Here is a 13,900-nt window from a genome sequence, read left to right on the forward strand (position 1 = left end):
CATGTCGGTCACTGTGCAGGCCATCCGGTTCACCGATGATGTCTCCGCGATGCGCATGCTGCTGGAGCAGCTGGGGCTCGTCGCCGTCGTGTCCACGCCGCAATGGGCGGTGATGCGCTCCGGGTCCGGCGACGTGCTCCTGCACGCGACCGCGAACGCGGCGAACGGAGCACCCGCGGGATCGACTGAGCTCACCTTCGAGACCGACGACATGGACGCCCTCGCTGTGCGATTCGGCGTCACCCCGATGGATGAGGCCTGGGGGCGCTCGATCGAGATCGTCGACCCGCTCGGGGACCGAGTGACCGTCAACGCTCAGCAGGAGGACTTCTACGGATATGAGACGTCGCAGGCTCTTCCTGACCCGACGATCGGCGTCTGCCCCGTGCGATTCACAGATCCTCGCGGTGCCTACGGCGAATTTCTGACCCGGCTCGGACTTCATCAGAGCAGCCCTGACGATGACAGCTTCGTGGCGTACGGTGCCGACCACGGATCGGTTGGCGTGCACATCGCCCGGCCGGAAGAGACGGTGCGGCTGCTCGCCGACGCACCGGGGGCGCAGGTGCATCTCACGCTGTCGACCACGGGCGATCCTGAGACGCTGGCCGCCACGCTGCGAGCCGCTGGGCACGATGTGCGGGTGGACACCACCTTCGGCACGATGCTTGAGCTCACCGATCCGGACGGTCGCTCCCTGCAGATCCACGCGGAATCCTGATTGGTCTCAACCGGTGCGGTTCGCGGCCGGGTCCCGTACCGATATTGAGCCCGATGGGTGGGATGGTCTCAGCTTCGGCAACCGAAGCGCGCCGAAACCGCAGATTCTGAGACCGGCGCGGGCGCGACGTTCCGGCCGGTAGGCTCGGGACCATGACGGCGACGGTGCTCGGCATCCGCGTCACCGATGCCCAACTAGCGCGGTGGCGGAACTGGGCGATGCCTGAGGTCCAGCCCTTCCTCCTCACAGCGGACGAAGCCCGAGCGGTGAAGCGGGTGGCGCGGTCGCGGCGCTTGACGCCGGAACTGCGTGACACCTTCCAGCTGTATGCCGTTGCGGGCACTGGCGTCTACGCCATCGAGGCTGAGCCCGCGGGTGACGACGGGGATGCCGATTCGGTCGCGGGCATGCCGGAGGGCTCGCCCCCCGCCGCAGGCCCGGAGGCGAGCGGCGACTCGGAGACTTCTTCCGAGTCGGAGGCTTTCGCGGACTCGGCGGCTTTCGCGGACTCGGAGGCTTTCGCCGGCTCGGAGGCTTCCGCCGGCTCGGAGGCTTCCGCCGGCTCCCTGGGTTCCGCCGAGCGCACGGCGCTCGTGTGGCTCGACAAGCGGGGCGCCCGGCTGCTCAGCCGGGAGGCTCTGGCGGCTCAGCCCACGAAGCACCGCTGGCCCGGCAAGCACCCCGAACGCAGCCGAGATCGCGACACGGCCCGCACCATTCGCTGGATCGAGGACGGCTGGCCGGATTCACGGCACGGCGAGGTCTCGGAGGCCACGTGGCGTCGGGCGCGAGCCATCCTGCCGGACGCGCGCCGGATCGCCGGTCGCTTCCCGGCCCGCAGCGGGCCGAACTGCTTCGGTACCGTGATGGGTGCGGCGGGCGTCGACGGTGCTGCGAGCACCTGGATGCAGCGGGAGCCCTTCGAGCGCTGGCTGCGTGAGGCGACCATCATCGGCGGAAACGATGACAACCCCGGCACAGTGCTGGTCTGGCGCGGCACCGACGGGGCCGTCGAGCACGCGGCGATCACCATCGGCGACGGCTGGCTGCTGAACAAGCCTGCCCAGACCTGGTCGACTCCGGTCGCCGTGCTCTCGGTGCGGGAAGGGATCAATGCTTCCCGCGCCCCCGGACGACGGCTGGAGCGCCACACTCTCGCGTGATGGTGCCGCGGGGGGCACCGCCTGCTGTGCCTGGAGATGATGGCGGGGGTGCCGCATCGTCGCCTGCCGGTGCCGCGGTAACCGCTCCCGCGCCCCCGGACGACGGCTGGAGCGCCACACCTCGCGTGAGGGTGCTCGGAGTGAGCGCCTCCGTACCCTGGACAACGGCTGCGAGCACCACACCACACCCCACCCCACCCTCGCGCGAGAGCACTTCGGCCATCACTCGCCCCCGCGACCGCCGTGCCCGCCCGGCTCCGAACGTCCGCCACCGGGCATCTGTCGCCGGCGGCGTAGGCTCGCACCGTGGAACACGCGCGACTCGCCGACGGATCGACCATTGCCTTCGAACGCGTCGGTGGCGTCGCGGGGGAGCCGGTCATCGTCCTTCCGGGCGGTCCGTGTCGCGAGCCGGAGTATCTCGGGGACCTGGCGGGAATCGCCGGCGTGCGTCCGCTCATCGTGGTGCACTTCCGCGGGACGGCGGCGAGCCCCGATGCGTCACCCGGGTGGTGGCTCGAATCCGATGCCGTCATCGCGATCGCCGACCGCCTCGGGCTCGGACGATTCGATGTTCTCGGCCACTCCGCGGGCACGCGCGTGGCACTGGCGACGATGACGCGCCACCCCGGACGAATCCGCTGCGCCGTGCTCGTCACGCCGGCGGCGTCGTGGCTCACCGGCACCGAGCACGACATCGCGGACATCGCCGCCCGCCGCGCTGATCCGATCATCGACCACGCGCTCGCCGCCCCGGCGGAGATGCCCGACACCGAGGCGGGGTTCCAGGATGTGCTGCAGCAGGAGGCGCCGCTGGGCTACGCGCACTGGAGCGCGCTCGAGCAGCAGCACGCACGGGTCGGCACCACCACGCGGGCGGCGACCCTCGGCTGGTTCTCCGCGATCCCCGGCGACGCACCGGCGCAGATCCTCGCAGCCGAACTCCCGCCGGTGCTCGTCGTCGCCGGTGCCGAGGACATGCTGAGCGGCGTGCGTCCGACCCGCGCCTATGCCGAAGCCCTCGGCGCCGAGCAGGCGTGGATCGCCGACTGCGGGCACTACCCGTGGATCGAGCAGCCCGGGGAATTCCGGAGGATCCTGTCGGGTTGGATGACAGCGGGCTGACTCCGCGCGTGGTTATACACCGAGTCTCAGGAACCTTCAAGCATCAACGCTGGACGTGTCGCTAATCCGAGTGTATCGTGGGTAGTTGCGCTCGCATCCTCCTGCCCTCATATGGTGGTCGGCTGTTTCCGTGTCTCCGATCGTGAGGTCGGCTCGGAATTCGGGGATGTACGCGAGCGAGAAATCTCACGACAAGGAATCACGAGGCCCGGCCGGGGCCCATGGAGGTCATTCCCTTGGCAGCTGCGAGCAACGCATCCACCAACCCCAAGAACGGCCGCGCTCACAAGCGCGTCTCGTTCGCCAAGATCACCGACACGCTGACCGTCCCCGACCTGCTCGCTCTGCAGGTCGAGTCGTTCGACTGGCTCGTCGGCAACGAGAACTGGAAGGCTCGCGTCGCGCAGGCGCAGGCTGAGGGACGCACCGACGTCCCCGAGGTCAGCGGACTGGAGGAGATCTTCGAGGAGATCTCGCCGATCGAGGACCTCAGCGAGACCATGCAGCTCTCGTTCACGAACCCGTACCTCGAGCCCGAGAAGTACTCGATCGAGGAGTGCAAGGAGCGCGGTAAGACGTACGCGGCTCCGCTGTACGTCGAGGCCGAGTTCATGAACCACCAGACCGGTGAGATCAAGACCCAGACGGTCTTCATGGGCGACTTCCCGCTCCAGACCGATAAGGGAACGTTCATCATCAACGGCACCGAGCGTGTCGTCGTGTCCCAGCTCGTGCGTTCCCCGGGTGTCTACTTCGACAAGACCCCCGACAAGACCAGCGACAAGGACATCGTCTCCGCCCGTGTGATCCCCTCCCGCGGTGCCTGGCTCGAGTTCGAGATCGACAAGCGCGACCAGGTGGGTGTGCGCATCGACCGCAAGCGCAAGCAGTCGGTCACCGTCTTCCTCAAGGCGCTGGGCCTCACCAGCGAGGACATCCTCGCCGAGTTCGCCGGCTTCCCCTCCATCGAGGAGACCCTGTCGAAGGACACCATCCTCACCAAGGAGGACGCGCTCCGCGACATCTACCGCAAGCTCCGTCCGGGCGAGCAGGTCGCCGCCGAGGCCGCCCGCGCGCTGCTGGACAACTTCTACTTCAACCCGAAGCGCTACGACCTGGCCAAGGTCGGCCGCTACAAGGTGAACCAGAAGCTCGGTCTGGACGCACCGCTGACCGAGTCGGTCCTGACCGTCGAGGACATCGTCGCCACCATCAAGTACCTGGTGCGCCTGCACGCCGGTGAGACCTCCTACGAGGGTGTCCGCGGCGGCAAGCCCGCGGAGATCCGCATCGACGTCGACGACATCGACAACTTCGGCAACCGCCGCATCCGCGCGGTCGGCGAGCTCATCCAGAACCAGGTCCGCACCGGTCTGTCCCGCATGGAGCGCGTCGTTCGCGAGCGCATGACCACGCAGGACATCGAGGCCATCACGCCGCAGACCCTGATCAACGTGCGCCCCGTCGTCGCCGCGATCAAGGAGTTCTTCGGAACCTCGCAGCTGTCGCAGTTCATGGACCAGAACAACCCGCTCGCGGGTCTGACCCACAAGCGCCGTCTGTCGGCCCTGGGCCCCGGTGGTCTGTCTCGTGAGCGTGCGGGCGTCGAGGTCCGTGACGTCCACCCGTCGCACTACGGCCGTATGTGCCCGATCGAGACGCCGGAAGGCCCGAACATCGGTCTGATCGGCTCGCTGGCGTCGTTCGCGCGCATCAACGCGTTCGGCTTCATCGAGACGCCGTACCGCCGGGTCATCGACGGCAAGGTGTCCGAGACGATCGACTACCTCACCGCCGCCGAGGAGCAGGACTACATCGTGGCGCAGGCCAACGCCGTCCTGAACAAGGACGGCTCCTTCGCCGACGAGCGCGTTCTCGCCCGTCGCGGCAAGGGTGGCGAGGTCGACCTCTTCCCGCGCGACGAGATCGGCTACATGGACGTCTCGCCGCGCCAGATGGTGTCGGTCGCGACCTCGCTCATCCCGTTCCTCGAGCACGACGACGCGAACCGAGCCCTCATGGGTGCCAACATGCAGCGTCAGGCTGTGCCGCTGCTGCGCTCGGACTCGCCGCTGGTGGGTACCGGTATGGAGGGCTACACGGCCATCGACGCCGGCGACGTGGTCACCGCGCAGAAGGCCGGTGTGGTCTCCGAGGTCTCCGCAGACCGCGTCACCGTGCAGCTGGACGAGGGCGGCACGCAGGACTACTACCTGCGCAAGTTCGACCGCTCCAACCAGGGCACGTCCTACAACCAGCGCGTGATCGTCAACGCCGGTGAGCGTGTCGAGGTCGGCGAGGTCATCGCCGACGGTCCCTCGACCGACAACGGCGAGCTCGCCCTCGGTAAGAACCTCCTCGTCGGCTTCATGACGTGGGAAGGCTTCAACTACGAGGACGCGATCATCCTGAACCAGGACCTGGTGAAGGAAGACACCCTCTCCTCGATCCACATCGAGGAGTACGAGGTCGACGCCCGCGACACCAAGCTCGGCAAGGAGGAGATCACCCGTGACCTCCCCAACGTCAGCCCGGAGCTGCTGAAGGACCTGGACGAGCGCGGCATCATCCGCATCGGTGCCGAGGTGCGCCCCGGCGACATCCTGGTCGGCAAGGTCACCCCGAAGGGTGAGACCGAGCTCAGCGCCGAGGAGCGTCTGCTCCGCGCGATCTTCAACGAGAAGAGCCGCGAGGTCCGCGACACGTCGCTGAAGGTGCCCCACGGTGAGCAGGGAACCATCATCGCGGTCAAGGAGTTCAACGCCGAGGACGGCGACGACGAGCTCGGCTCGGGCGTCAACCGTCGCGTCGTGGTCTACATCGCCCAGAAGCGCAAGATCACCGCGGGTGACAAGCTCTCCGGCCGTCACGGCAACAAGGGCGTCATCTCGCGCATCCTGCCGGTGGAGGACATGCCGTTCCTCGCCGACGGAACGCCGCTGGACATCATCCTCAACCCGCTCGGTATCCCGGGTCGAATGAACTTCGGCCAGGTGCTCGAGGTCCACCTCGGCTGGATCGCCAAGCAGGGCTGGAAGGTCGACGGCAACCCGGAGTGGGCGAAGCTCCTGCCGGCCGAGGCCCGCGAGGCCGCTCCCGGCACGAAGGTCGCGACCCCGGTGTTCGACGGTGCGCACGAGGAGGAGATCTCGGGTCTGCTCGACTCGACCCTTCCCACGCGTGACGGCGAGCGCCTGATCGACCACACCGGCAAGACGACGCTGTACGACGGCCGCTCCGGCGAGCCGTTCCCGGCGCCGATCTCCGTGGGCTACATGTACATCCTGAAGCTGCACCACCTGGTGGACGACAAGATCCACGCGCGTTCGACGGGTCCCTACTCGATGATCACGCAGCAGCCCCTCGGTGGTAAGGCGCAGTTCGGTGGACAGCGCTTCGGTGAGATGGAGGTGTGGGCCCTCGAGGCCTACGGTGCGGCATACGCGCTCCAGGAGCTCCTCACGATCAAGTCCGACGACATCCTCGGCCGCGTCAAGGTGTACGAGGCGATCGTCAAGGGCGAGAACATCCAGGAGCCCGGCATCCCCGAGTCCTTCAAGGTGCTCATGAAGGAGATGCAGTCGCTCTGCCTGAACGTCGAGGTGCTCAACGCCGACGGCCAGCCCGTCAACCTGCGCGACACCGACGATGAGGCGTTCCGCGCCGCGGAAGAGCTCGGCATCAACATCTCGAGCCGCTTCGAGAACGTTTCGGTCGAAGAGATCTGACCCGCGGTCAGATCCCTCCACCACCACAAGATTTCAGAATCGACACAGGAGAACACGTGCTCGACGCCACCACATTCGATTCGCTTCGCATCGGCCTGGCAACTGCTGACGACATCCGTCAGTGGTCGCACGGCGAGGTCAAGAAGCCCGAAACGATCAACTACCGCACCCTGAAGCCCGAGAAGGACGGTCTGTTCGGTGAGCAGATCTTCGGTCCTTCCCGCGACTGGGAGTGCGCCTGCGGTAAGTACAAGCGAGTCCGCTTCAAGGGCATCATCTGCGAGCGCTGCGGCGTGGAGGTCACCAAGAGCTCCGTCCGTCGCGAGCGCATGGGCCACATCGAGCTCGCCGCACCCGTCACCCACATCTGGTACTTCAAGGGCGTTCCGTCGCGCCTCGGCTACCTGCTGGACATGGCGCCGAAGGACCTCGAGAAGGTCATCTACTTCGCCGCGTACATGGTCATCTCGGTGGACGAGGAAGCGCGTCACCGCGACCTTGCGACCCAGGAGGGCAACATCCGCCTCGAGCTGAAGGCTCTGGCGGACCGTCGCGACGCGAAGATCGCCGACCGCCTGCGCAAGCTGGAGGAGGAGCTCGCCGCTCTCGAGGCGGAGGGTGCCAAGGCAGACCAGAAGAAGAAGGTCAAGGACGCCGCCGAGAAGGAGATGTCGCTGACCCGCAAGGGCACCGACGAGGCGATCGCCAAGCTGGAGCGCGTGTGGGAGGACTTCCGCACGCTGTCCGTGGGCGACCTGAAGCCGGAGGACGACGTCTTCCACGAGCTGCAGGACCGCTTCGGTCAGTACTTCCAGGCCTACATGGGTGCTGAGTCCATCAAGAAGCGTCTGGAGACGTTCGACCTCGCCGCTGAGGCGGAGTCGCTGCGCCTGCAGATCTCCGAGGGCAAGGGCCAGCGCAAGATCCGTGCGATCAAGCGCCTCAAGGTCGTCTCCTCGTTCCTGGCCACGGGCATGTCCCCGGCCTCGATGGTGCTCGACGTCGTCCCGGTGATCCCGCCGGAGCTGCGTCCGATGGTGCAGCTGGACGGTGGCCGCTTCGCGACCTCCGACCTCAACGACCTGTACCGCCGCGTGATCAACCGCAACAACCGCCTCCGTCGCCTGATCGACCTCGGTGCCCCCGAGATCATCGTCAACAACGAGAAGCGCATGCTGCAGGAGGCCGTCGACGCGCTGTTCGACAACGGCCGCCGTGGTCGCCCCGTCACCGGTACCGGCAACCGCGCCCTGAAGTCCCTCAGCGACATGCTGAAGGGTAAGCAGGGTCGTTTCCGCCAGAACCTGCTCGGAAAGCGCGTCGACTACTCGGGACGTTCGGTCATCATCGTCGGCCCGCAGCTGAAGCTGCACCAGTGCGGTCTGCCCAAGCAGATGGCCCTGGAGCTGTTCAAGCCGTTCGTGATCAAGCGCCTGATCGACCTTGGTCACTCGCAGAACATCAAGGCCGCCAAGCGCGCCGTGGAGCGCACGCGCCCCGAGGTGTGGGACGTGCTCGAGGAGATCATCCGCGAGCGTCCCGTGCTGCTGAACCGCGCCCCCACGCTGCACCGCCTGGGTATCCAGGCCTTCGAGCCGCAGCTCGTCGAGGGTAAGGCCATCCAGCTGCACCCGCTCGTGTGCGCCGCGTTCAACGCTGACTTCGACGGTGACCAGATGGCTGTGCACCTGCCGCTGTCGGTGGAGGCACAGGCCGAGGCCCGCATGCTCATGCTGGCGTCGAACAACATCCTGAAGCCGTCCGACGGTCGTCCGGTCACCCTGCCCTCGCAGGACATGATCATCGGCCTTCACCACCTGACCACGGTCAAGGAGGGTGCGCTCGGTGAGGGTCGCGCGTTCGGCTCGGTCGCCGAGGCGATCATGGCCAAGGACGAGGGGACCCTCGACCTGCAGGCCAAGGTCCGCATCCGCATTCCTGGTCTGACGTTCCTCGAGGGTGACGCCCCGGAGGGCTACGACACCCACGGTCTCGTGGATGCGTCGCTCGGTCAGGTCACCTTCAACGACACGCTGCCGAAGGGCTACCCCTTCGTCCGCGAGCAGGCCGACAAGGGCAAGCTGTCGCAGATCGTGAACAAGCTGGCCGAGGAGTACCCGAAGGTCGAGGTCGCCGCGGCGCTGGACCGGATCAAGGACGCCGGCTTCTACTGGGCAACCCGTTCGGGTGTGACCGTCGCGCTCAGCGACATCCTCACCCCGCCGAACAAGGCCGAGATCATCTCGAAGTACGAGAAGCTCGCCTCCAAGGTGCAGGGCCAGTACGAGAAGGGTCTCGTCACCGACGCCGAGCGTCGTCAGGAGCAGATCAAGATCTGGACCGAGGCGACCGACGAGGTGCAGGCGGCGATGCGCGCCAACTTCCCCGAGGACAACACCATCAACCGCATGGTGTCGTCGGGTGCTCGTGGTAACTGGCTGCAGATCCGTAACATCGCTGGTATCCGAGGCCTGGTGAACAACACCAAGGGTGAGATCATGCCGCGTCCGATCATCTCCTCGTACCGCGAGGGTCTGTCGGTGGCCGAGTACTTCACCGCGACGCACGGTGCCCGTAAGGGTCTGGCCGACACCGCTCTGCGCACCGCCGACTCGGGTTACCTGACCCGTCGTCTGGTGGACGTCTCGCAGGATGTCATCATCCGCGAAGAGGACTGCGGCACGAGCAAGGGTCTGGACTACGTCATCGCGAAGGCGGACTCGACCGGCACTCTGGTGCGCGACGAGAACGTCGAGAACTCGGTGTTCGCCCGTACCCTCGCCATCGACGTCGTCGATGCTGCGGGCACGGTCATCGCGACCGCCGGTGAGGACGTCGGCGACGTGCTCATCGACAAGCTGATCGAGGCCGGTGTCGAGAACATCAAGGTCCGCTCGGTGATGACCTGCGACTCCGCCGTCGGCGTGTGCGCGCAGTGCTACGGCCGTTCGCTGGCCTCCGGCAAGATCGTGGACATCGGTGAGGCCGTCGGCATCATCGCCGCCCAGTCGATCGGTGAGCCCGGTACCCAGCTGACGATGCGTACCTTCCACACCGGTGGTTCCGCGTCTGCTGACGACATCACCCAGGGTCTGCCCCGTGTGCAGGAGCTCTTCGAGGCTCGTACTCCGAAGGGTGCTTCCCCGATCGCCGAGGCGACCGGTCGCATCACCATCGAGGAGACCGAGAAGCAGAAGAAGGTCATCCTGACGCCCGACAACGGTGACGAGCCGTACGTCTACCCGGTCCTGAAGCGTGCCACGCTCCTGGTCGAGGACGGACAGCACATCGAGGTCGGTCAGGCGCTGCAGGTCGGCACGCTCGACCCGAAGGAGGTCATGCGCGTGCAGGGTGCCCGTGCCGCGCAGAAGTACCTCGTCGGCGGCGTGCAGGGCGTGTACCGCTCGCAGGGTGTGCCGATCCACGACAAGCACATCGAGGTCATCGTGCGCCAGATGCTGCGCAAGGTCACCGTCGTCGACCACGGCGACACCGACCTGCTGCCCGGTGAGATGGTCGACACGCGTCGCTACCAGGACCTCAACCGTGCTGCCGTGGCCGAGGGCAAGCGCCCCGCGTCGGGCCGTCCGGAGCTGATGGGTATCACGAAGGCGTCGCTCGCGACGGAGTCGTGGCTGTCGGCCGCTTCCTTCCAGGAGACCACCCGCGTCCTCACGCAGGCGGCCATGGAGGGCAAGAGCGACCCGCTCGTCGGCCTCAAGGAGAACGTCATCATCGGTAAGCTCATCCCCGCCGGAACCGGACTTGCGAAGTACCGCAACGTCGTGGTCGAGGCCACGGAGGAGGCGAAGAGCGAGCGGTACCCCAACCGCATCTTCGCGTCGGACGGTGCGTACTCGGGCGACGACCTGAGCTACGTCGACTTCGACAGCTTCTCGACGGACGACAACTTCACCACGCCCGGTACCTACAACTGAGCATGAGGTGAACCGCAGGCCCCCGGCTTCCCGCCGGGGGCCTGCGGCGTTTCCGCCCATCCCTCGTCCTGCTCGGGTTTCTCGCGTGTGCGTCTGGGACGAATGGGCGCGGGAGCGTAGCGTGGGGGTATGGGGCGAGTCGGGGGACGAAACGTGCCGATGATGATCATCGGCATCGTGCTCAGCGTCGCGGTCGTGATCGTGCTGTTCGTGATCGCGCTGCCCATGTGGCCCGCCGCCGGACTCTGGATCGGATCGATGATGCAGGCCGTCGCCGATTTCATGCGCGGCCAGGGCTGAACGAACTCGCCGACGTCGCCCGCGCACTTACGGCAAGCCTCAGGCCCAATGGCCGAGGCCCGCACTACCCTGAATTGCACAGCAGGCACGAATGCGCTGCAGGAGTGCACCGTCCAGCACGTCGAGGAGAAGTCTGATGAGCGAAACGCCGAACTCGCCCTCCGGGGACGCCGCGGGCGAGCCCGTGGAGGAGACCACCACGGGTGCTGATCTGAACGAGGACACCGTGGCCGAGGAGCAGTCCGCCGCCGAGGACGCTGTCCCCGCGGCCGACTCCGACGACGACGCCGCCTTCGCGGCCAGCGTCGCCGACGAGATCGCCGCGGCCAACGCCGGCGTCGTTCCCGCCGCCGCGCCCATGCCCCCGGCTGCCCCCGCCTCCGTCGTCGCGGCGGACAACGTGGACGCCGCCCGTGCGGCCGCAACCTCCGAGGCCCCCTCGCCCGATGAGGCGCCGGCCGAGCCCGCGACGGCCGATGCCGTCGACGCCACCCCTGCCGACGATTCGCACCCGGCCGGAACGCCGGCGGTCACCCCCGCGTCGTTCGCGGACGAGGATGCGCCCGACGCCATCGCCGACCCCGACGCGCCGGCCGACGGCGCGGCCTGGAACGCCGCCGCAGCGGCAGCGGCGGCCACCGAGAGCGCCCGCGCAGCCGAGGAAGCCGCCGACGCCGCGGTCGCCGGCACCACCGCGAAGGCCGACACCGACGCAGCCGCTGAGGCCGGCACGGCCGCTGACTCCGCGACGATCGCCGATTCCGGCACCACCCCCGATGCGGATGCGCCCGCGCCGTCGGTGGCATCCGACGTCGACCGCGCCCGCGCCGCTGCCGCAGCGATGAACGACGACGACGACACGCCCTGGTACGACCGTCCCGAGGTCGTTGAGGCCGCGGCTTCCCTGCCGTCCCCGGTGGCGGACGCGCCCACCACCGCCGTCGACGCGCCCACCACCGCTCTGACGCCGCCCGCGGCTGCCGCAGCCGCTGCGGCCACGACGCCCGTCGCCGAGCCCGCCGCCACCGGCGTCACCGCGGGGCCCGCACAGATCTTCGTGCAGGCACCGGAGGAGCCCGCCAAGCGCGGCAACCGTGCATTCGCGGGTGTCGTTGGCCTCATCGCCACCGTCGTCTTCGCGGTCCTCTACATGGCGGCGACCCTGCTCCCGCGCGGCGGGGAGGTGCTCACCAGCTTCGATGCGCTCGGTGCAGCCGCGCTGACGGAGGTGGCATCGCCCGGCTTCTGGATCCCGGTCGCCACCTTCTTCCTCGCCTTCTGGCTGCTCGGCGCCATCCTCAACACGGCCAAGTGGGGGTACTGGGTGGTGTTCGGCCTCCTCGTGGGGCTGCTGTCGCTGGCGGGCCACGTGCTGGGCCAGATCATCGCGGCCAACCCCTGGCTGATCACGCCGACCCAGGCTCTGGAGCTCGCTCGCACCTCGGTGTTCTCGGTGCCCGGCCTGGTGGCGCTCGTCATCGGCCGTGAGCTGCCGGTGTGGTTCGGCGGATGGATCGCGCGCCGCGGCCGCAAGGTGATCGCCGCGAACGCGGAGGCGCAGGAGGAGTTCCAGCGCATCCTGGACGCGGGTCCCCAGCTCGCCAGCTGATGACTGACACGAACCGCGCCCGGCCCCTGATCTACACGGGGCTGGGCGCGGTCGTCTTCGTCGCGCTGGTGATCGTCGGCTTCGGTGCGCTCAGCTACGCCACAGACACGGAGGTGATCGCGGCACCCGGGCTCGGTCCGCTTCCGGCCGTGATCGGTATCGCCGCGGGGACCATCGCCTTCGCGGGCACCCTCCTCGCGCGCTCGCTGAACCGCCCGGGACTGGGGGCTGCCGCGCTCGCCGCGGTGCTGGCTTCGGCCGTGCACCTGCTGGCGGTGTCCGTGGCCGTGCTCTTCATCGTTCCCGGCGCCGCCGCAGCCGTCGCGTCCCACCTGGTGCTCGGCGGATACAGCGTCCTCGTCTTCCTCGCTGGCCTCCTCGCCGGAGCGCTCACCGTCGTCGGGTTCCGCGCGGGCACCGGTACGCCGCAGTGGCCGTGGGAGAAGCACGACGACGACGAGTAGGCGTCCGGACCCGCATGGCCGGGCGCGCGCGGGGCGGGGAGTGGAAGCGGCGGGCGGCAGACGAGTCGGGAAGCAGCGGCGTGATCCGCCACGGGCTTCGGGAGCTCGGGACCCCCGCGATGCCTCGGCTCCGTGCAGATCCGGACGCGAATCCGTCCGGATCGGCGCTTCCTGCCCTACGGTGGGATCGTGGAGCGGGAGCTCGAGGCGCAGGTGAGCCATGCGGTGGACGCATGGCTGCGCTGGGTGCCCCGGTGGCACCCGCAGAGCCATCGTGGACGCACCGCGGTGTGCAAGCGCTGTTTCGGCTCTCCCATCCTGCTGGCCGCGGGGCTCGGAACCGATGTTCCCCACGGCGTGCAGCACGGCATCTCCACACGCATGAAGACCGTGATCGACGCGGCGGTGGGGGAGTACACCGCCCGCAACCTGCCGATGCTCCAGGCGGAGCTGGACCAGCAGGCCGCGCGGAACCGAGCGCGTCGCTACCGGCCGGGTGATGACCTCGAACCCGAGTTCGACGGCATGCCGCTGGATCCCGACCCGGAGCCGGGCGCGCCGTTCCTCTTCACCGTCGCAGGACTCGCCGCGGAGGTGGATGCCGATGTGCCGGCGCTTCCTCCCCTCAGTGAGGAGGAGAAGGTCGCCCTGCGTCAGGAGGTCGCACTCGCCGACGAGTACGCCACGATGGTGGGCCGAGAGGTCTGTCGCATCCTGGTGGGTCATCGGCTGCGGATCTCCCAGGCCGTCCAGCAGTACGTCGAGCCTCAGATCGCCGACATCATCGCCGAGCTCGCCAGGTCCCTGGACGCGCCCTTCGATCCCCGCGACGGCACACTTCCCGACGCCTGA

9 protein-coding genes are annotated in these 13,900 nt (G+C 68.2%); all 9 read left to right on the forward strand.

Annotation, left to right across the window (positions count from 1 at the left end):
- Position 1: 1 nt before the first annotated feature.
- Positions 2-721, forward strand: a complete 720-nt coding sequence (locus tag LQ566_RS09855; RefSeq protein WP_231091512.1) for a hypothetical protein — start codon at positions 2-4, stop codon at positions 719-721.
- Between the two features lie 152 nt (positions 722-873).
- On the forward strand, positions 874-1,884 hold the full coding sequence (locus LQ566_RS09860) for a hypothetical protein (protein WP_231091513.1): 1,011 nt from the start codon (positions 874-876) through the stop codon (positions 1,882-1,884).
- A gap of 306 nt (positions 1,885-2,190) precedes the next feature.
- Positions 2,191-3,009, forward strand: a complete 819-nt coding sequence (locus LQ566_RS09865) for an alpha/beta fold hydrolase (RefSeq protein WP_231091514.1) — start codon at positions 2,191-2,193, stop codon at positions 3,007-3,009.
- Positions 3,010-3,245: 236 nt separating this feature from the next.
- The gene (gene rpoB / locus LQ566_RS09870) at positions 3,246-6,737 is read left to right on the forward strand and encodes a DNA-directed RNA polymerase subunit beta (RefSeq protein WP_231091515.1); all 3,492 of its coding nucleotides are present in this window, start codon (positions 3,246-3,248) and stop codon (positions 6,735-6,737) included.
- A 56-nt stretch (positions 6,738-6,793) separates the two neighbouring features.
- Positions 6,794-10,675, forward strand: a complete 3,882-nt coding sequence (gene rpoC, locus LQ566_RS09875; protein WP_231091516.1) for a DNA-directed RNA polymerase subunit beta' — start codon at positions 6,794-6,796, stop codon at positions 10,673-10,675.
- A 129-nt stretch (positions 10,676-10,804) separates the two neighbouring features.
- Entirely contained in the window at positions 10,805-10,975 is a 171-nt protein-coding gene (locus tag LQ566_RS09880; protein WP_231091517.1) for a hypothetical protein, read from the forward strand.
- A gap of 136 nt (positions 10,976-11,111) precedes the next feature.
- Positions 11,112-12,584 carry a hypothetical protein gene (locus LQ566_RS09885; protein WP_231091518.1) on the forward strand — a complete coding sequence of 491 codons (1,473 nt, stop codon included), beginning with the start codon at positions 11,112-11,114 and terminating at the stop codon, positions 12,582-12,584.
- Positions 12,584-13,048, forward strand: coding sequence for a DUF6121 family protein (locus tag LQ566_RS09890; protein WP_231091519.1), 465 nt, complete (start codon positions 12,584-12,586; stop codon positions 13,046-13,048). The genes LQ566_RS09885 and LQ566_RS09890 overlap by 1 nt, the downstream gene beginning before the upstream one ends.
- A gap of 189 nt (positions 13,049-13,237) precedes the next feature.
- Complete coding sequence (locus LQ566_RS09895; RefSeq protein WP_231091520.1) at positions 13,238-13,900, forward strand: spermidine/putrescine ABC transporter substrate-binding protein; 663 nt, start codon at positions 13,238-13,240, stop codon at positions 13,898-13,900.

Origin of the sequence: Microbacterium nymphoidis (assembly GCF_021044885.1) — a bacterium.
Lineage (GTDB): Bacteria > Actinomycetota > Actinomycetes > Actinomycetales > Microbacteriaceae > Microbacterium > Microbacterium nymphoidis.

Bases quoted from the DNA above. Each gene is read 5' to 3' on its own strand.
- LQ566_RS09860 (WP_231091513.1), top strand. From the start codon at position 874: ATGACGGCGACGGTGCTCGGCATCCGCGTCACCGATGCCCAACTAGCG.
- LQ566_RS09880 (WP_231091517.1), top strand. From the start codon at position 10,805: ATGGGGCGAGTCGGGGGACGAAACGTGCCGATGATGATCATCGGCATC.
- LQ566_RS09855 (WP_231091512.1), top strand. From the start codon at position 2: ATGTCGGTCACTGTGCAGGCCATCCGGTTCACCGATGATGTCTCCGCG.
- LQ566_RS09890 (WP_231091519.1), top strand. From the start codon at position 12,584: ATGACTGACACGAACCGCGCCCGGCCCCTGATCTACACGGGGCTGGGC.
- LQ566_RS09885 (WP_231091518.1), top strand. From the start codon at position 11,112: ATGAGCGAAACGCCGAACTCGCCCTCCGGGGACGCCGCGGGCGAGCCC.